The following is a 17,836-nucleotide window of genomic DNA, read 5'->3' as shown; positions in this document are numbered from 1 at the left end:
CGGGTTCCGGTCGCCCCTTTGCCGCCTGCGCCGGCGGCGCCCGGTCCGTCGCCCGCTGCTCCCGGCCCCCGGCCGGCAGCACCGGGTCCCAAGCCCGGTGCCCGGATGCCGCGCGTCGGCAACAACCCCTTCTCGTCGGCGCAGCCGGTGGAGCGCGCCATTCCGCGTCCGCACCCGCAGGCACCCCGGCCGGGTGCCCCCCGGCCCGGTATGCCGCGTCCGGGCGGCGGCGCGACACCGGGCAACATGCCCGGTCGCACCAGTAACTTCGGCGCGCAGGGCCGCCCGCGTCCCGGCGGCCCGCCGCGGCCCGGCGGCGGCGGTCGTCCGGGCGCTCCCGGCGGCCGTCCCGGTGGTCCCGGCGGCGGTCCCGGTGGTAACTACCGCGGTGGCGGTCCCGGCGGCGGTGGCGGGGCCCCCGCCGGCGCCGGCGCCGGCGGCTTCCGGGGTCGTCCCGGCGGCGGCGGTCGTCCCGGCCAGCGCGGTGGCGCGGCCGGCGCGTTCGGCCGTCCGGGCGGCGCGCCCAAGCGGGGACGCAAGTCGAAGCGGGCGAAACGCGCCGAATACGAGAACATGCAGGCGCCGGTCGTCGGTGGTGTGCGGTTGCCGCACGGCAATGGCGAGACGATCCGGTTGGCCCGCGGCGCGTCGCTGTCCGACTTCGCCGAGAAGATCGACGCCAACCCGGCCGCGCTGGTGCAGGCGCTGTTCAACCTCGGTGAGATGGTCACCGCAACCCAGTCGGTCGGCGACGAGACCCTGGAGTTGCTCGGCAGCGAGATGAACTTCGTCGTGCAGGTGGTCTCGCCCGAGGACGAGGACCGCGAGCTGCTGGAGTCGTTCGACCTCTCCTACGGCGAGGACACCGGCGACGAGGAGGACCTGCAGAGCCGCCCGCCGGTGGTGACCGTGATGGGTCACGTCGACCACGGCAAGACCCGCCTGCTGGACACCATCCGCAAGGCCAACGTGCGCGAGGGCGAGGCCGGCGGCATCACCCAGCACATCGGCGCCTACCAGGTGGGCGTCGACTTCGACGGCTCCGAGCGGCTGATCACCTTCATCGACACCCCCGGTCACGAGGCGTTCACCGCCATGCGTGCCCGCGGTGCCAAGGCCACCGACATCGCGATCCTGGTGGTTGCCGCCGACGATGGCGTGATGCCGCAGACGGTGGAGGCGATCAACCACGCCCAGGCCGCCGATGTGCCGATCGTGGTGGCGGTCAACAAGATCGACAAGGAAGGCGCTGACCCGCAGAAGATCCGCGGCCAGCTCACCGAATACGGCCTGGTGCCAGAGGAATTCGGTGGCGACACGATGTTCGTCGACATCTCGGCCAAGCAGGGCACCAACATCGCGGCCCTGGAGGAGGCGGTGCTGCTGACCGCCGACGCCGCCCTGGACCTGCGGGCCAACCCCGACATGGAGGCTCAGGGTGTGGCGATCGAGGCGCACCTCGACCGCGGCCGCGGCCCGGTGGCCACCGTGCTGATTCAGCGCGGCACGCTGCGGGTCGGTGACTCGATCGTCGCCGGTGACGCCTACGGGCGGGTGCGGCGGATGGTCGACGAGCACGGCGACGACGTCGACGAGGCGCTGCCGTCGCGGCCCGTGCAGGTGGTCGGCTTCACCTCGGTTCCCGGCGCCGGCGACAACCTGCTCGTCGTCGACGAGGACCGGATCGCCCGCCAGATCGCCGACAAGCGCAACGCGCGCAAGCGCAACGCCCTGGCAGCGCGGACGCGCAAGCGGATCTCGCTGGAGGACCTGGACTCGGCCCTGAAGGAAACCAGCCAGCTGAACCTGATCCTCAAGGGCGACAACGCCGGTACCGTCGAGGCGCTGGAAGAGGCCCTGATGGGTATCCAGATCGACGACGAGGTGGCACTGCGGGTGATCGACCGCGGCGTCGGTGGCATCACCGAGACCAACGTCAACCTGGCGTCGGCGTCGGACGCGATCATCATCGGCTTCAACGTGCGTGCCGAGGGCAAGGCCACCGAGCTGGCCAACCGCGAAGGCGTGGAGATCCGCTACTACTCGATCATCTACCAGGCCATCGACGAGATCGAGAAGGCTCTCAAGGGCATGCTCAAGCCCATCTTCGAGGAGAAGGAACTGGGCCGCGCCGAGATTCGCGCCATGTTCCGGTCCTCGAAGGTCGGCAACATCGCGGGTTGCCTGGTCACCTCCGGCATCATGCGCCGCAACGCCAAGGCGCGGCTGCTGCGCGATTCCGTGGTGGTCGCCGAGAACCTCACGGTCTCCTCGCTGCGCCGGGAGAAGGACGATGTCACCGAGGTCCGCGACGGCTACGAATGTGGTCTGACGCTGACCTACAGCGACATCAAGGAAGGCGACATCATCGAGACCTACGAGCTCGTAGAGAAGGCACGGACCTAGCCATGGCTGACCCGGCACGCGCGCGCCGGCTGGCCAAGCGGATCTCCACGATCGTCGCCTCGGCGATCGAGTACGAGATCAAGGATCCGCGGCTGGCCGGAGTCACGATCACCGATGCCAAGGTGACCGCCGACCTGCACGACGCCACGCTGTACTACACGGTGCTGGGCCGCTCCCTGGACGAGGACCCCGACTATGGCGGCGCTGCCGCCGCACTGGAGGGCGCCACGGGCGTGCTGCGGTCCAAGGTCGGCGCCGGCACCGGGGTGCGCTTCACCCCGACCCTGACGTTCGTCCGGGACACCGTGCCCGACGCCGCCCACCGGATGTCGGAGCTGCTGACCGCGGCCCAGGCGGCCGACGCCGACCTGGCCCGCATCCGGGAGGGCAAGCAGCCGGTCGGGGACCCCAACCCCTACCGGGAGGCCCCGGCGCAGCCGGACGCCGAAGACAGCGGTGACGGTGAGCGATCGGGCGCCTGATCCGCTGCCGCCGGGTCGGCGCGTCGACGCCGCCGGTGCCGTGGAGCTGCTGGCGGGTGCAGGCACGCTGGCGGTGATCTGCCATGTGCATCCCGACGCCGACACCATCGGTGCCGGGCTGGCACTCGCGATGGTCTTGCGCCGGTGCGGCAAGGCGGTCCAGGTCAGTTTCGCCCGCCCGGCTTGCCCCGCCGAGCTGCCGCAGTCGCTGCGGTCGCTGCCGGGCGGCGAGTTGCTGGTCAGCCCGGAGACGATAAGCCACGAGGTCGATCTGGTGGTGACCGTCGACGTCTCGAGCGCTGATCGGCTCGGGGCGCTCCAAGAGCTGGCCGCCGCCGGTTCTGAGTTGCTGGTGATCGACCACCATGTGTCGAATCAGCTATTCGGAACGGCGAATTACGTTGACCCGTCAGCGGATTCGACGACGATGATGGTGGCAGATCTGATCGATGCATGGGGCGAACCGATCGACGAAGACGTGGCGCACTGCCTGTATGCCGGGCTGGTCACCGATACCGGCTCGTTCCGATGGGCCAGTGCCCGCGCCTACCGGCTGGCGGCGCGGCTGGTCGGCGTCGGCGTGGACAACGCGACGATCACCCGCAGCGTGATGGACACCCATCCGTTCGGCTGGCTGACGATGCTCTCGCGGGTGCTGGCCGACGCGCAACTGCTGCCGGATGCCGCGCATGGTCGCGGGCTGGTCTATGCCGTCGTCGACCACGCCGAGTGCAGCGCCGCGCGGCCCGAAGAGGTGGAGAGCATCGTCGACATCGTGCGCACCACCGAGCAGGCCGAGGTGGCGGCGGTGTTCAAGGAGGTCGAGCCGGGCTGCTGGGCGGTTTCGATGCGGGCCAAGTCGGCGGTGGACCTCAGCGCGGTGGCGGTGTCGTTCGGCGGCGGGGGACATCGGCTGGCCGCCGGGTATTCGGTCACCGGCGGCGCGGACGACGTGGTCGCTGCCCTGGTCACCGCGCTGGCTTGATCCGCCCATGATGGACATGCCCGATGCCGTTGAGTCGGCCGGGGCCCGCCGGATCGCGGCGCTGGCGCTGCCGGCGCTGGTGGTGCTCGCCGCCGAACCGCTGTATCTGCTGTTCGACACCGCGGTCGTCGGCCGGCTCGGCGCCCACGGGCTGGCCGGACTGGCGATCGGCGGGCTGATTCTGGGCCTGGTCGCCTCGCAGGCCACCTTCTTGTCCTACGGAACGACGGCGCGCTCGGCGCGGCACTTCGGTGCCGGCGACCGCGCCGCCGCGGTCGCCGAAGGGGTGCAGGCGACCTGGCTGGCGTTGGGTCTGGGCGCACTGATCGTCATCGGGGTGCAGGCCGCAGCGGTGCCACTGGTGTCGGCCGTCGCCGGCCGTGACGACATCGCGCAGGCCGCTCTACCTTGGCTGCGGATCGCGATCCTCGGCGCTCCGGCGATCCTGGTGTCGCTGGCCGGCAACGGCTGGCTGCGCGGGGTACAGGACACCGTACGTCCGCCGCGCTATGTCGTTGCCGGCTTTGCGCTTTCGGCGCTGCTATGCCCGCTGCTGGTGTTCGGCGCGCTGGGCATGCCGCGCTGGGGCCTGGCCGGCTCGGCGGTGGCCAACTGCGCCGGCCAGTGGCTCGCCGCACTGTTGTTCCTGCGCGCACTGCACTGCGAGCGGGTCCCCTTGCGGCTGGACGGCGCGGTGCTGCGGGCACAACTGGTGATGGGACGCGACCTGATCGTGCGCTCCCTGGCCTTTCAGGCCTGCTTCGTGTCGGCGGCCGCGGTCGCGGCGCGATTCGGGGCCGCAGCGCTGGGCGCCCATCAGATCGTGCTGCAGCTGTGGACATTTCTGGCGTTGGTGCTCGATTCGCTGGCCATCGCCGCGCAAGCGCTGGTCGGAGCGGCACTGGGCGCCGGCCACGCCGGTCACGCCAAGTCGGTGGCGTCCCGGGTGACGGTGTTCTCCACGGTGGCCGCGGTGGTGCTGGCCGCCCTGCTGGCCGCCGGCGCCGGTGAGCTACCCGGACTGTTCACCAGCGATGCCGCGGTGCTGGCCGCAGTCGGGGTGCCGTGGTGGTTCCTGGTCGCCCAATTGCCGCTTGCCGGAATTGTTTTCGCTCTCGACGGCGTTCTGCTGGGCGCCGGCGATGCGGCGTTCATGCGCACCGCCACCGTGATCAGCGCGCTGGCCGGCTTCCTGCCGCTGACCTGGTTGGCGCTGATCCTGGACTGGGGGCTGGCCGGAATCTGGTCGGGCCTGACCACGTTCATCGCGCTGCGGCTGGTGTTCGTCGGGTGGCGCGCGCTCTCGGGGCGATGGGCGCAGACCGCCCGCCAGTAGGATCAGCCGGCATGAACGGTCACCGGGATCGGATGCTCCGCGGGCAGCGGTATTTGCCCGATGATCCCGACTTGGTCGCGGACCGCCGAGCCTGCCGGCGTTTGGTTGCCGCGTTCAACGACACCGCGCCCGACGATGACGACCGGCGCCGCGACCTGCTGGGGCAGCTGCTCGGATCGTTCGGGGCGGGTTCGGTCATTGAGCCCCGATTCTGTTGCGACTACGGCAAACACATCGGCATCGGCGCGAACTGCTTCATCAACTACGACGCCGTCCTGCTGGACTGCGCGCCGATCACCATCGGCGACCACGTGTCGATCGGCCCCCGCGCCCAACTGGTTACCGCCCTGCACCCGATCGACGACATCGACGCCAGGCGCGCCGGCTGGGAGTCGGCGGCGCCGATCACCGTCGGCGATAACGCCTGGCTGGCAACGGGTGTCATCGTCTGTCCGGGGGTGTCGATCGGAGCCGACACGGTCGTCGGCGCCGGCAGCGTGGTGACCCGGGACCTCCCGGCCGGGGTGCTCGCGGCAGGCAACCCCTGCCGGGTCATCCGGTCACTCGGCTAGCCGATTGTCCGCGTCTCACCCCACTTGCGCGCGACCGCGTTTCAGTACGGCCTCCCGGTTGGCGGCGACGTCGGCGCCGCTCACCCGCTTCATCCACTGTTTGGCCGCGGCCGCCTCCATCCACAACCCGGTAGCGGTCTGCGACTCGTCGATGCGGTGATAGGAGGCCAGCAACGCCCGCACCGCGGCCTGGTTGTTGCCGACGATCGACGCGGCCGCAGTGCGTGCGGCGGGCAGCAGCTCGGTGTGCGGCACCACCTCGGTGACCAGACCTGCTCGCAGCGCATCGGCCGCCGACAGGTAGTCCCCGGTCAAACTCATCCGGCGGGCCAGGCCCACCCCGACGCGTTGGGGCAGCCGCACGCTCAGCCCCCAGCTGGGCATCAGTCCGACCCGGGCGTGGGTGTCGGCGAAGCGCGCCTGCTCCGAGGCGATCAGGATGTCGCAGTACAGCGCCAACTCCAGTCCGCCGGTCACCGCCGCGCCGTTGATCGCACCGATCACCGGCTTGGTCAGCGCCGGCCATTGCGGTGAGATGTCGGGCAGTGCAGTCGAATCGCCGAACTCCTTGAGATCCAGGCCGGCGCAGAACACCGGATCGGCGCCGGTGAGGATCATCACGTCCACATCGCCGTCGGCGTCGGCGTCGGCCAGCGCGCCGAAGATGGCATCACGCAACGCGCTGGACAGCGCATTGCGGGCCTGGGGACGGTTGAGGGTCAGGGTGCGGGTACGGTCCTGTGTCTGGACCAGCAAAATGTCGTCGCTCACCGGTTCACGGTAACCCCGACTACCCTGAGGAAAATGCGCGGTACGGCGTTGAAGGAGTGGAGCGCCGTCGTCTCGGCCCTGCTGGCCGGTCGGCAGCGAATCTTGCTGCGCAAGGGCGGCATTCACGAGAAGCGCTTCGACGTCACCGCCGAGGAGTTCCTGTTGTTCCCGACGGTGGCGCACAGCCACGCCGAACGGGTCCGCCCCGAACACCGTGACCTGCTCGCAGCAGCGGCCGCCGATTCCACCGCTGACGAGCTGCTGGTGCGGGCCGCAGCGAAAGTCGTTGCGGCGCTGCCCGTGGAGCGGCCCGACGCGCTGGATGACCTCGCGGACCTGCACATCTGGACGCCTGAATCGGTTCGTGCCGACCGGCTGGATTTCCGGCCTAAACACCGGCTGACGGCGCTGGTGGTCCAGGTGTTTCCGCTGGTCGCACCGGTGCGGTTGGCGCGCAGCCCCGACTATGCCGGCTGCTCCAGCTGGGTGCGGCTACCGATCGCCGACCCTGAGCTGGGCGACCCGGTATTCACCACCGAACAGCTCGAGGCGGTGACCGCCGGGGTCCGCGACACCGTCGGCTGACAAGGCGGGGTCAGATCTGCCCGTGATTGGGCGGCCGGACAGCGGTCAGCTCCCATGCGCCGATGTGGTGGTACTTCCAATCCACCGGATCGTGCACGCTGTGGGTGCGGGCGTTGCGCCAATGCCGATCCAGTCCGTGCTTGAGATCCGTTCCGCTGGCCCCGGTCAGCGCGAACAGCTCGCTGGCGACCTCGACGGCCACCTCGCTGGCGAACGCCTTGGCCTGGGCAACCGCGATCGACCCGTGTGCGGCGGTGTCGGGGCCGGCCGGGATCAGGCCCAGCTCCTCGAGGACGTCGGCTGCCCAGCGCAGCAGCTGCACGGCGGCGCGGGTGCGGGTGGCCAATTGGCCGAACCGCAACCGGATGGTCGGATCCTCGGCGGCGGTCGGTGCGTGATCGGCCCGGTACGCCTCGGCGAACGGCCGGCTGCGGGTGCGGATGAATTCCGCGGCGTCGGCCAGCGCCCCCTGTGCGATCCCGGCTTCGATAGCCGCGTGCACCAGTTGCGTTCGCGCACCGAGCAGCTGTGGCTCGGTGAACGCGGTCCAGTACGGAACGACGAAGCCGTCATCGACGCGCACGCCGTCGAAATTTGTTGTACCGCTGACCGTAGCCCGCTGTCCCATCGCCGACCAGTCCTCGCCGATGGCCACCCCGGCACGGTCGCGTTCGACCAGTGCCAGCACCAACCGCTCGTCGGGGTCCAGCGCGCTGGCGGCCAGCCAGCGTGCGGTGATGGCGCCGGTGCTGTAGTACTTGGTCCCCTCCAGGCGCCAGCCCGGTCCGTCGGCGACCAGACGGGTCTTCAGGTCGAGGGCGTGGGTGCCGCCGCGTTCGGCCAGCACCGGCGCGATGCGCCCACCCTCGGTCACCGCGCCCAGCAGCGTGCTGCGCTGGTCGGCAGTGCCCAGCAGGCGCAGGATGTCGATGGCCAGGAAGTGGCCCTGCGGGATCTGCGCCAACGCCGGGTCGGCGACGGCGATCGTTGCGATCACCTCGGCCAGTGTCACCGGCCCCAGGCCGGACCCGCCGTCGGCGGCCGGGATGGTGATCGCCGGCAGTCCGGAGCGGTCGAAATCGGCGAGCTCGGTGTGCGGAACGCGGCCGGCCCGGTCCCGGTCGGCCGCGCCGGGGCGTACCGCGTCGGCGAAGGTCTTTGCGGCAGCGACGGCTTCGGCGTGGCTGTCAAGTCGCACCGCGGTCCCTGCCGTCACGGCAGTGCCGGCTCAGCAACGGGCGCCAACCCGGCACGTGCTTCCAGTTCGCGCACCAGCGGCAGCACGTTACGGCCGAACGCCTCGACTTCTTCCTGGAAGTGCAGGAACCCGGCCAAGATCAGATTCACGCCGAGCTTCCGGTAGGCGACGATGCGCTCGGCGACCTGTTCGGCGGTGCCGATCAACTGCGTGCGGAAGCCGTCGTTGTATTGCACCAAGTCTTCAAAGCTGGAGTTCGCCCACATACCCCGCTGGTCTGCGGTTGACGCGCCGGCCTGGCGCACCGCCGCGCCGAACCCCTCAACCGCGCGAACATCGGCTTTGGCGATGATCTCGCGCAGCACCTCTTTGGCCTCCGCTTCGGTGTCGCGCACGATGACGAAGCCGTTGAGGCCGAAGCGGGGCGGCTCGGCGCGACCGGAGTCGGCCGCGGCACGGCGCAGGTCGGCCAGCTGCGCGGTGACCCCGTCGAAGTCGTTGCCGTTGGAGAAGTACCAGTCCGAATAGCGACCGCCGTTGTTGCGGGCCGCGGTGGAGTTGCCGCCCTGGAAGATCGCCGGGTGGGGCCTGCCGTCCCAGGAAAGCGGCTTGGGCTGCAGACTGAAGTCGCGGATGCGGTAGAAATCGCCGGCCAGATTCGCCCGGTCCTTGGTCCAGATCTCCCGCAGCGCCTGGATGAATTCGGCACTGCGCCGGTAACGTTCGTCGTGCTCGAGCCACGGTTCGCCGAGCTTGGTGAACTCGTCTTTGAGCCAGCCGCTGACGATGTTGACCGCCACCCGCCCGTTGGACAGATGGTCGGCGGTCGCCAGCCATTTCGCCAGCACTCCCGGCTGCCACATTCCCGGGTGTACCGCGGCGATCACCTTGAGCCGCTGGGTGGCCAGCAGCAGGGCCAGGCTGAAACTGGTTGACTCGTGCTGATATTGGGCGCTGTAGCTCGCGGTGTAGCGGACCTGAGTCAGTGCGTACTCAAAACCGGCTTCCTCGGCGATCCGGGCCAGCGCTACGTTGTAGTCGTAGCTCCAGTCGGTGCGCTGCTCAATCGTCGAGGTGACCAGTCCACCGCTGACGTTGGGAACCCAGTAGGCGAAGCTCAGCGGCGTGGGGGCATTGGTCGGCATGGCCTTGTCTTCCTTACGTGTATGAGGTAACGGGGTTCTCGAGCAGGCCCCGCTCGGCCAGAATGGGCAGCACGCCCTCTCCGAACGAGAACGCCTCTTCCAGGTGCGGATAGCCGGACAGGACGAATTCGTCCAGTCCCAGCTGGTAGTACTCCTCGATGCGGTCGGCGACCTCCTGGTGGCTACCCACCAGTGCGGTTCCGGCGCCGCCCCGGACCAGGCCCACACCGGCCCATAGGTTCGGTGACACCTCGAGTCGGTCGGTCCGCCCACCGTGCAGCGCAGTCATCCGCCGCTGGCCCTCCGACCCGGACTGCTGTTGGATCTGCTGGGCACGCTGGATCTGCTCGGGGCGCAGGCCGGCCAGCAATCGGTCGGCTTGGGCCCACGCCTCTGCCGCGGTGGGCCGGCTGATCACATGCAGCCGGATCCCGAACCGCAGCTCGCCGGAGGCCACCCGAGCCGAACCTGCGTCCTTGACCCGCCGGCGCACCGCGTCGAGCTTGTCGGCGACCTGGGCCGGTGGTTCTCCCCAGGTCAGGTAGACATCGGCGTGCTCGGCGGCCACGTCGATCGCCGCGGACGAGGAGCCGCCGAGATAGATCTGCGGCCAGGTCGCCGCGGGCACGATGGTCGCATCCTCGACGAAGAGGTGATCGCCATGGAAGGTGACCGGATCTCCGGTCCACAGCTGCCGGAAGACGGTGAGGAACTCGGCGGCGCGGGCGTAGCGCGCGTCCTTGTCCAAGCCGTCGCCGAACCGCCGCTGCTCGGCGTCGTCACCGCCGGTGACGAGGTTGAGTAGCAGCCGGCCCCCCGACACCCGCTGGAAGGTCGCCGCAGCCTGGGCTACCAGCGTCGGCGCCTGCAGACCCGGACGGAAAGCCACCAGGAACTTGAACCGCGTGGTGAGTTGGCTGAGCGCGGCGGTGAACACCCACGCGTCCTCGCACCAGCTGCTGGTCGGGGTCAGCGCCCCGGTGAACCCCAACTGCTCTGCCGCCCCGGCGACCAGACGCAGGTAGTCCAGGCCCGGGGCGCGGTCGGCGCCATCGGGGTTTAGGCGGCTGCCTGCGGCACCGACGGCGTTCCCCAGACTCAGATCGCTGCGGGAATCACCGTTGGTGGGCAGGAACCAGTGCAGTGTGATGGCCATCAGCGGTACAGCGAGAACTCAGGGTGCCGGTGGTTGAGCACCCAGTCACCGACCTCACGCGCCTTGTAGGCGACCGGGTCGTGCAAGGTGTGCGTGCGCAGGTTGCGCCAATGCCGGTCGAAGCCGTAGGCACTGGCGGTGGCGCGGGCGCCCTGGATTTCGAACAGTCGGCCTGCGGCCTGCAAGCCGACCTCGGTGGACAGAAACTTGGCTTCGTACACCGCGATCGCGGCTTCGGCGCGCTGGTCCTCGGTCAGTGCGGGACCGAAGTCAACGGCCTCCTGCAGCGCCTCGCCGGCGCGGTCGGCCAACAGCGCTGCGGCGCGAACCTGACTGACCAGCTCGCCGACGGTCTGCAGGAGGTAGGGATCGTCAGTGGCGCGCTCGACGCCCGAGGACTCCCACGGGGTGGCGTACTCCCTGGTCCAATTCAGTGCCTCGGTGAGCGCGCCCTCGGCGGTGCCGACGTAGAAGTTGACGAAGGCCAACTGCCAGTGCGGAGTGATCAGCGTCTGGTACGGACTGAGCGTGCCACCGGTGAACGGTTCCGCACCGAGTACCTCATGATGTTCGATGCGGGCATCGACGACCCGGACCCCGCCGGAGTCCGTCAGGCGCTGGCCGATGTTGTCCCAGTCGTCGAGAAAGATGAAACCCTGCCGTCCCCCGCGGGTGTCGAGGGACAGGAAGACCTGTGACCCGTCCAGCAGTGCGGTCACCGAGAGCTGGTCGCCCGTGCTGGCGCCGCTGGCGAAGGTTCGGCTGCCGTTGAGCCGGAAGCCGTCACCGTCACGCGTCAAGACCAATCCTGAACTGCCACGCGGGTTTTGGATACCGCCCCAGAACAACTTCTCGGCGGCATTGCGGCGGGACTGGGCGTCGGCCTGCGCGGGCGTGCCGAACAGCGTGGCGACCCGGGTCTGGGCGTAGTGGTAGCCGAGCAGGTGGGCGATCGAGGTGTCGCCGCGGGCGATCCGCCGGGTGACCTGGGAGGCCTGGGCAAAGTTCAGCCCGGATCCGCCGTATTTGGCCGGCTCTTGGATCTGCAGCAGATCGTTGGATCGCAGCAGCTCGATCTCGGCGCGCGGGGTCGCATTCGCCTTGTCGCGCTCGGCCGCGGTCTGGCGCAGCTTTTCGGCGACCCGGTCGGCGGTGGCAAGCACATGAGCGAGGGTCTGGCCGCTGGCGGCCGGCCGCTCGGTGACGACGGTCATGGGGGACTCCTCGGGGAACTAAGTGGCACAACGGATGTGTGGCGTTGACATGAGATACAACGCGGAGGACCCGTTCCCGAACAACACCGGTGCCGGCCGAGCTCGCGGGCTGAACCGATGCTGAGCTGCCCCTATAGCGGTCTGACGCGCTAAAAAACAAGCTGAGCCGAATCCGGTGGGGCTCCGAGGGACCGCCGCACGGTTGGCCGGGTTGCCGAAAGTCAAGCCGATGCGCCAGGTTTCGCTCGGACTGGAGCTTATTGGCATCACGCGCTAAGCCGCTGACCACAGCTCTGTGACCTGTGTGCACCAGTCGGCAGCCTGTTGCGTATCGGCGTTGGCTGAAATTTCATTCCGTCTTGAATCGCCGTCCGGCGTGCGGCGGTCTCACGCCTCCGTGCGTACCAGCGGTTACAGCGTCCAAACAGGAAGAGCCAATGAGGTTTTCGATGAATCGTCAAGACTTGTCCAGCGTGACCCTTCGGCGGCGGACGCGCAGCGACTGCAGCGCTGCGGAGTCAGCGGTCAGGGCGGGGACGCGACGGCGATCGAGGGCCCAGGTGGCAACGGCGGTGGTCGCCGTCCTGGTGGCCGTCGGTTCGCTGGCCCTGGCGGCTGACCCGGTGGCGAACGCCGACGACGTCAAGTACGAAGCGTTCTATACGCCGCCGGCACCGCTTCCGGCCGGGAAGCCGGGGGATCTGATCCGGACCGAACCGCTGCGGCTGGTGCTGGAACCGTCGGGGCAGTTGGGCGCCTTCGTCGGGACCGGAACGCGAATCATGTACCGCGGCACGGATGCTCAGGCGCATCCGGTTGCCGTCACCGGGGCCTACATCGAGCCCGACGTGCCGTGGCCGGGGAGCGGACCGCGTCCTCTGATCGCGTATGCGACCGGCCCGTACGGAGTCGGTGAGCAGTGCGCCCCGTCGCGGCTGTTGGACCAGGGTATCCACTTCTCCCAGGGTTTCGACCTGACCTTCAACTACGAAGAAGGCTTCATCGCGACACTGCTGGCGCGCGGGTTCGCCATCGTGGTGACCGACGGGGTGGGACTGGGTACGCACGGACCGCAGTCGCCTCAGTTCTTGAACCGGGTTGCGGCCGGAACGGCGCTGATCGACGCCGCCCGCGCGGCTCAGAAGTTGCCCGGCACATCCCTGGATCCACATGGACCGGTCGCGTTCTGGGGCTGGGCGTCCGGCGGGCAGGCGTCGTTGTCGGCTGCCGAGTTGGCACCGACCTATGCGCCCGAACTCAACGTCGTGGGCAGCTACGCCAACGCGCCGCTGACCAACGTGGTCGAGGCGATCCCCTCGGTCGACGGTAACTTCTTGGCGGTGATGGCCGGTTATCTGCTGCGCGGCATCCAGGCGTCGTATCCGGAGACCGAGCAAGCGATTTGGGATGCGCTGACCCCGCGGGGAGTTCAGATGCTGGACTGGAGCGGTCACACCTGCCTGGTGCAGGGCGGCGTCGACTACGCGTTCCGTCACCTGCGGTTCTGGTTCAAGGACGACTTGAATGAGGTCGCCTCCGCCGAGCCGCTCAAGACGATCTTCGCCTCGCAGCGGGTCGGAAACATCAAACCCAAAGGGCCGGTGTATATCTCGCACAACCGTTGGGACCCGTTGGCGCCCTACACGTCGGCTCGTGACACCGCGCGCGACTGGTGCAGGTTGGGCGCTGACGTCGAACTGTGGACCAACGAGCAGCCTCCGTTCCTGAACAAGATGGACATCAACATCCTGCTGCTGCAGTTCGTCGATGGTGAGCGGAGCATGGCGTGGGTCAGCGATCGCTTCAACGGTCTGCCGACCCACTCCAACTGCGCGGCAATCCAGGCCGAGTGAGGTTCGCCGGGGATCAGGGCGAATGCGCACCCCGCGGTCGCGGTGGTGTTATCGCCGGGATCGCAGGGTCCGGATGATCTGTGCCGAGAGGTCCGGGTCGGACAGCAGCTGGTCGATCAGCGCCGTCATCACTTCCTGCCCGGTGATCCGGGCGCACCCCACGCGGTCGGCGGCCTCACGCTGCCACATATCCAGCCCGCGGTGTTGGGCCGGCGACAGATCGACGGTGCGGCGGGTCCGGGTTTGACGCAGCGGGATCGGCTCCGTCGGCTTCATCCCTGGCTCGCGCGCCGGCGCCCAGCCGGTGGGCGCGCCGCGGACACTGCGGTTCTCGAGGGGATCGCTGGCGGTGCTCATCGTGTGGACCTTCGGTAGCGGTGGTACCTCGCCCTGGTACTCACGCCAGAGTAGCCCGTCAACGGACGCAGGTGAGCGCCAGAGCAGCGGATGGTGGGCTCAGCTTGCTGTCCGGGTCGCTCAAGCCGGATACCGGGTGCCGACATAGCGGCGCGTCCCGGGCCTCGAATCGAAATACCGTCGAAGTTAATTTACCGCCCGTTATCAGTGCGCCTGAAAATAGGCATGATGGGACTGGATTGGTCCATGATTTCATGAAATACGGATACCCGTAAATCAGTGATTCAGTAGATCAGTAAATAGCTTCTGACCTGCTATAACCGCTTCCTTCCGCATTATTTGTGGCGTTCCGTCTGCGAAATCGTACGAAGCCGTAAAACTGTCGGACAAACCATTGTTGAGCCAGGTCATGAGTGCTACTCTGCAAGAATATCAAGAGAATTCGGGAATCTTGACGAGGAGGAAATCATGGTGATTTCACGGAATTCGTGCCGGCGCGTGGCGGCCGGGGCGATCGGAGCCGGCGTGTTCGCCGGTGCGCTGTTGTCGGGTGCTGCGGGGCCGGCGCAGGCCGCCCCGGAGGGCTTCCCGGCATCCCCGCCGGCCACGGTTCAGGTCGCCGACGCGCCGCCTGCACTGGTCGGTCAGCCGCAATCCGCGGGTCCGGGCGTGCTGGCCACCGGCTGGCAGTCCGGGCCGATGCCGCAGTGGGGGCATCACTGGTGGCGTCATCATCATCACCACTTCTGGCACCACTGGTGGTGGTGGTGGTGACCGCGATGGCGGTCACACCGAAACCTGATGGCGGGCGCCGAACGGCCGCCCGCCACGGGCTGCTGCTACTGGCCGCACTCGGTGTCGGGGCAACGCTCGCCGGGTGCGGTACCGGTACCGAGGGGGCTCCGGCGGGCTCGGTTGTGTCGCCGCCGCCCGCCGCTGAGCCCAGCCCGGCACCGTACGACATCTCCCGGGTGGACGCCGTCAAGGACGGCTTCCCGGCGGGCTTCACCGCGCAGGCGCACCCGGCCAAGACGCTGGGGGAGCAGGACATCGCCGGGTCGGCGGTCGCCGCGTTCACCGACGCCCAGGTCGAGCCGCCCCAGTGCCGGTCGGTGGTCATCCCGCCCTACGTCGATCCGAAGGCCGGCACCGAAGCCGCCGGCGTGATCGGGCAGGGAGACCAGGGAAACGTGTATGTCGTCGCCCTGCGGTCACCGAATCCGATTGCGGCCGGGCATGGTCCGGCGGGCTGCGACCGGATCTCGCTGTCCGGTTCGCCGGAGGCGACCGGGACCGTGGAGCGGATACCGGCACCCGCCATCGCCGGCGCCACCACAACCGGCGTCAGGCTGTCCGTCGCGGATCCCCAGGAAGATCCCGACTACCTCTACACCGCGGCACTCGACGACCGGACGTCGATCGTCGTGATGGGCAGCGCGGACGCCCAGTTGGATCCGCAGCGGCTGATGTCGGACCTACTGGTCAAGGCCGTCGCGGCGGTCCGCGGGCAGCAGCAATCGTGACCGGCCGAACGGCAGCGTGTGCAGCGCCGGTTGCACCCGGGTGGCGCTGATCGGCGCTTCGCCGGTGCCCGGGTTCGCCGCGTAGCGGGGGTGGTTGCCGCCGCCGATCAGCACCCGGATTCGGGAGCCGGCGGGGAAACGGCGCGCCAGGGCGTCCAACTCGATGCGCACCGGCCCGGTGCGCTGCCGCAGCCGTCGGTAGCCGTCGGCGACGTTGACCGAGCGGCCGCGCGTGTCGACCTCGCTGACCCGGACGAACAGGTCGACGTGGCCGGTGTCGGAGCTGTGGTCCAACTCCAGCACCGGGACACCGAACACGTCCAGATCTTCGGTCAACGTGGCGCTGGTGAAGCTGAGCATGTCGGCGCGCCGGTGCAGCCGGCTGTCGTTGCGGTACCCGGCGGCCGCGGACAGCAGTCGCCCGCCGATCGTCGGGGGCGGATCGCTGGGATCGAAGCGGAAAGTGGCCGGCGTGGCGGCCGCATCGGGTGCGGTGGTCGCAAGTGTGCCACCGGGCTGCAGGTACCACGCCTGCCAGGCGTCGGCCGGCGCCCAATCCGACCGGTCTTCCCAACCCCGACCGGCCGTGAAGATCCGGACCCGGCTCGGCCGCGGCGTCGTGGTCGAGCCGCGCAGATGGGTGTCCAGCCACTGCAAAGACTCGGCGGTGACCAATCCCAGGCCGGCGGTCAGCATCTGGGTGTGCGTCCAGGGCCCGATGGTCATCGCGACCTCGGCGCCCCGGTCGCGCAACGCCCGGTACTGGGCCAGCGTCTGATCCAGGAACAGGTCCTGCCAGCCGCCGAGCAGCAGCACCGGAACCCGTGACTGCTCCAGCGCCGCGGGGTGGCGCAGCACATCCCAGAACGGGTCGTCGGCGTCGGGGTGTTCGACCCACGACTCATACCAGGCTGAGCCGTCGCCCAGCAGTTTCCGGCCGGCCGTACCCAACGGCCGACCGGCCGCGGCGCGCTTCACCTTGCGCTGGGCGGTCAGCTGGTGCACACCGGCCCGGATCCGCGGGCGGTCTTCCTGGTGGGCCATCAAGTGGCTCCAGCCCAGGAAGTCATTGAGCGCGAACGACCCGGCGCCCCAAGTGGACTGGTAGAGATCGTGCGGCCCGACGGTGATGACCGAGGCCGCCAGCTCCGGCGGCGGATCGGCCAGCAATGCCCACTGGGTGAAGCCGAGATACGACAGTCCGATGGTGCCGAACGAACCGGTGAACCACGGCTGGGTACGCAGCCACGCCACGGTGTCTGCGCCGTCGGCGGCTTCGTTGACCATGGGTTCGAACACGCCCGCCGACCCGAAGGTGCCGCGGACACTCTGCAGGATCACCCGGTAGCCGCGGGCGGCGTACATCCGCCCGAACACCAGCGCGAACGGAAAGCCCCGGCCGTACGGGCAGCGAACCAGCAGGGTGCCGCCCACCTCGCCGGTCGGTTGGTAGTGGTCGGCCGTCAGGGCGACACCGTCGCGCATTTCGATGCGTTCCCGGCGCACGGTGTAGCCGGTGGTGGGCGCGGGCAGCCGCCGTAGCGCCCGGTTCAAGACGACATCGGCGAGACGCGGGGCGGTCCTCACCAAGGGATCAGTATTTGTAGTGCGGCGCCAGCTGGTGGGCGCGCATCAGGTTCTCGGCGGGGCAGTCCACCTGCGGGTTGGAGTAGACCGGTGAGTAGTACAGCGATTGCTGGATCACCCCGTAGCTGGTCTTGAACGCCACCATGCACGAGACCCACCACCGGTTGTTCCACTCCGTGGGCTTCATCACCCAGAACTGCGCCGCACGGTGCCCACCGACGTCCGTCTCGATCGCGTCGGCCGGCAACGTCTCGTCGTAGCTGCGCCACACGAACGTCTCGACGGCCATTTGGTAGTTCCCGGCATCGAACTCGCAGCGCACCCCCTCGACCGGCTTGGGCGGCGTGAAGGCCAGCCCCAGTTGGGCGATCACGTCGAAGGGAATGTCCTCGCAGGCGTCGAACGGCCGCGGGTTGGTGAGGTTGACCGGTTTGCTCGAGGTGGGCGGTGGCGCCAGCGGCATCGCGGTGGAGCGCAGCTGCACCCCGCCCTCACCCGAGACGCCGCTCCCGGACTGCTGCCCGACCATGACGACGGCCATCACCAGTGCGCTGACCGCGGTGATCAGCCGCAGTTTGGTGAGCATGACACTCCTCGCTTCCGCCCGGTGTTCTGCCGGGAGTGTACAAGTTGTGGCGCGGGCCACTCCCACGAAGGCGAGAACAC

17 protein-coding genes are annotated in these 17,836 nt (G+C 69.2%); 9 read left to right on the top strand and 8 right to left on the bottom strand.

Features of this window, described 5'->3' with window-relative positions:
* The 5 genes from infB to A5771_RS16755 all read left to right on the top strand — a co-directional run.
* Nucleotides 1–2,406 (top strand): translation initiation factor IF-2 (infB, locus tag A5771_RS16775; RefSeq protein ID WP_064856325.1); only part of this gene is annotated, 2,406 nt, incomplete at its 5' end.
* Between the two features lie 2 nt (nucleotides 2,407–2,408).
* Complete coding sequence (gene rbfA / locus A5771_RS16770) at nucleotides 2,409–2,888, top strand: 30S ribosome-binding factor RbfA (RefSeq protein WP_064856318.1); 480 nt, start codon at nucleotides 2,409–2,411, stop codon at nucleotides 2,886–2,888.
* Nucleotides 2,869–3,873 (top strand): DHH family phosphoesterase, encoded by a 1,005-nt coding sequence (locus tag A5771_RS16765; RefSeq protein ID WP_109401176.1) that lies wholly within the window; start codon nucleotides 2,869–2,871, stop codon nucleotides 3,871–3,873. Before rbfA ends, A5771_RS16765 begins: the two co-directional genes overlap by 20 nt.
* A 16-nt stretch (nucleotides 3,874–3,889) precedes the next feature.
* Complete coding sequence (locus tag A5771_RS16760; protein WP_064856324.1) at nucleotides 3,890–5,209, top strand: MATE family efflux transporter; 1,320 nt, start codon at nucleotides 3,890–3,892, stop codon at nucleotides 5,207–5,209.
* A gap of 11 nt (nucleotides 5,210–5,220) precedes the next feature.
* On the top strand, nucleotides 5,221–5,781 hold the full coding sequence (locus A5771_RS16755) for a sugar O-acetyltransferase (RefSeq protein WP_064856316.1): 561 nt from the start codon (nucleotides 5,221–5,223) through the stop codon (nucleotides 5,779–5,781).
* A gap of 15 nt (nucleotides 5,782–5,796) precedes the next feature.
* Here A5771_RS16755 and A5771_RS16750 read toward each other — a convergent pair whose 3' ends face one another.
* Nucleotides 5,797–6,552, bottom strand: coding sequence for an enoyl-CoA hydratase (locus A5771_RS16750; protein ID WP_064856315.1), 756 nt, complete (start codon nucleotides 6,550–6,552; stop codon nucleotides 5,797–5,799).
* Between the two features lie 33 nt (nucleotides 6,553–6,585).
* Here A5771_RS16750 and A5771_RS16745 point away from each other — a divergent pair, with 33 nt between their 5' ends.
* Complete coding sequence (locus A5771_RS16745) at nucleotides 6,586–7,137, top strand: DUF1802 family protein (protein WP_064856314.1); 552 nt, start codon at nucleotides 6,586–6,588, stop codon at nucleotides 7,135–7,137.
* 10 nt (nucleotides 7,138–7,147) lie between these two features.
* On the opposite strand, the gene A5771_RS16740 is transcribed toward A5771_RS16745, so the two are convergent.
* Genes A5771_RS16740 through A5771_RS16725 form a run of 4 tightly spaced genes read right to left on the bottom strand, consistent with a single transcriptional unit; the run spans nucleotide 7,148 to nucleotide 11,850 of the window.
* Nucleotides 7,148–8,353: an acyl-CoA dehydrogenase family protein gene (locus A5771_RS16740; protein WP_064856313.1), complete on the bottom strand. Its 1,206-nt coding sequence runs from the start codon at nucleotides 8,351–8,353 to the stop codon at nucleotides 7,148–7,150.
* Complete coding sequence (gene sfnG, locus A5771_RS16735; protein WP_064856312.1) at nucleotides 8,350–9,480, bottom strand: dimethylsulfone monooxygenase SfnG; 1,131 nt, start codon at nucleotides 9,478–9,480, stop codon at nucleotides 8,350–8,352. The genes A5771_RS16740 and sfnG overlap by 4 nt, the downstream gene beginning before the upstream one ends.
* Before the next feature lie 13 nt (nucleotides 9,481–9,493).
* Nucleotides 9,494–10,636, bottom strand: a complete 1,143-nt coding sequence (locus A5771_RS16730) for an LLM class flavin-dependent oxidoreductase (protein ID WP_064856311.1) — start codon at nucleotides 10,634–10,636, stop codon at nucleotides 9,494–9,496.
* Entirely contained in the window at nucleotides 10,636–11,850 is a 1,215-nt protein-coding gene (locus A5771_RS16725; protein WP_064856310.1) for an acyl-CoA dehydrogenase family protein, read from the bottom strand. The genes A5771_RS16730 and A5771_RS16725 overlap by 1 nt, the downstream gene beginning before the upstream one ends.
* A 560-nt stretch (nucleotides 11,851–12,410) precedes the next feature.
* Here A5771_RS16725 and A5771_RS16720 point away from each other — a divergent pair.
* Nucleotides 12,411–13,703: a lipase family protein gene (locus A5771_RS16720; RefSeq protein ID WP_064856309.1), complete on the top strand. Its 1,293-nt coding sequence runs from the start codon at nucleotides 12,411–12,413 to the stop codon at nucleotides 13,701–13,703.
* Nucleotides 13,704–13,751: 48 nt separating this feature from the next.
* Here A5771_RS16720 and A5771_RS16715 read toward each other — a convergent pair whose 3' ends face one another.
* Complete coding sequence (locus tag A5771_RS16715; protein WP_064856308.1) at nucleotides 13,752–14,060, bottom strand: hypothetical protein; 309 nt, start codon at nucleotides 14,058–14,060, stop codon at nucleotides 13,752–13,754.
* Between the two features lie 468 nt (nucleotides 14,061–14,528).
* Between A5771_RS16715 and A5771_RS16710 the strand changes: the two genes are divergently transcribed.
* Together A5771_RS16710 and A5771_RS16705 are read left to right on the top strand one after the other, a co-directional pair.
* Nucleotides 14,529–14,834, top strand: a complete 306-nt coding sequence (locus A5771_RS16710; protein ID WP_131808928.1) for a hypothetical protein — start codon at nucleotides 14,529–14,531, stop codon at nucleotides 14,832–14,834.
* Nucleotides 14,835–14,839: 5 nt separating this feature from the next.
* Nucleotides 14,840–15,583 (top strand): DUF5642 family protein, encoded by a 744-nt coding sequence (locus tag A5771_RS16705; RefSeq protein WP_234783086.1) that lies wholly within the window; start codon nucleotides 14,840–14,842, stop codon nucleotides 15,581–15,583.
* Here A5771_RS16705 and A5771_RS16700 read toward each other — a convergent pair.
* A complete protein-coding gene (locus A5771_RS16700; RefSeq protein WP_064856305.1) occupies nucleotides 15,536–17,170 on the bottom strand; it encodes a CocE/NonD family hydrolase in 1,635 nt (544 codons plus the stop codon). The two genes, A5771_RS16705 and A5771_RS16700, sit on opposite strands and share 48 nt — an antisense overlap.
* Before the next feature lie 7 nt (nucleotides 17,171–17,177).
* Complete coding sequence (locus A5771_RS16695; protein WP_064856304.1) at nucleotides 17,178–17,756, bottom strand: DUF3558 family protein; 579 nt, start codon at nucleotides 17,754–17,756, stop codon at nucleotides 17,178–17,180.
* Nucleotides 17,757–17,836: the final 80 nt, after the last annotated feature.

The sequence above is a fragment of the Mycolicibacter sinensis genome (assembly GCF_001667375.1).
GTDB lineage: Bacteria > Actinomycetota > Actinomycetes > Mycobacteriales > Mycobacteriaceae > Mycobacterium > Mycobacterium sinense_A.
The sequence above is the reverse complement of the archived record's forward strand: the minus strand, read 5'-3'. Positions and strand labels throughout refer to the sequence as shown.

What these genes read in the sequence shown, in the direction of transcription:
- A5771_RS16760 (WP_064856324.1), top strand. Translation starts at nt 3,890, where the DNA reads ATGCCCGATGCCGTTGAGTCGGCCGGGGCCCGCCGGATCGCGGCGCTG.
- A5771_RS16745 (WP_064856314.1), top strand. Translation starts at nt 6,586, where the DNA reads ATGCGCGGTACGGCGTTGAAGGAGTGGAGCGCCGTCGTCTCGGCCCTG.
- A5771_RS16725 (WP_064856310.1), bottom strand. Translation starts at nt 11,850, where the DNA reads ATGACCGTCGTCACCGAGCGGCCGGCCGCCAGCGGCCAGACCCTCGCT.
- A5771_RS16695 (WP_064856304.1), bottom strand. Translation starts at nt 17,756, where the DNA reads ATGCTCACCAAACTGCGGCTGATCACCGCGGTCAGCGCACTGGTGATG.
- A5771_RS16715 (WP_064856308.1), bottom strand. Translation starts at nt 14,060, where the DNA reads ATGAGCACCGCCAGCGATCCCCTCGAGAACCGCAGTGTCCGCGGCGCG.
- A5771_RS16755 (WP_064856316.1), top strand. Translation starts at nt 5,221, where the DNA reads ATGAACGGTCACCGGGATCGGATGCTCCGCGGGCAGCGGTATTTGCCC.
- rbfA (WP_064856318.1), top strand. Translation starts at nt 2,409, where the DNA reads ATGGCTGACCCGGCACGCGCGCGCCGGCTGGCCAAGCGGATCTCCACG.
- A5771_RS16730 (WP_064856311.1), bottom strand. Translation starts at nt 10,636, where the DNA reads ATGGCCATCACACTGCACTGGTTCCTGCCCACCAACGGTGATTCCCGC.
- sfnG (WP_064856312.1), bottom strand. Translation starts at nt 9,480, where the DNA reads ATGCCGACCAATGCCCCCACGCCGCTGAGCTTCGCCTACTGGGTTCCC.
- A5771_RS16705 (WP_234783086.1), top strand. Translation starts at nt 14,840, where the DNA reads ATGGCGGTCACACCGAAACCTGATGGCGGGCGCCGAACGGCCGCCCGC.
- A5771_RS16710 (WP_131808928.1), top strand. Translation starts at nt 14,529, where the DNA reads ATGGTGATTTCACGGAATTCGTGCCGGCGCGTGGCGGCCGGGGCGATC.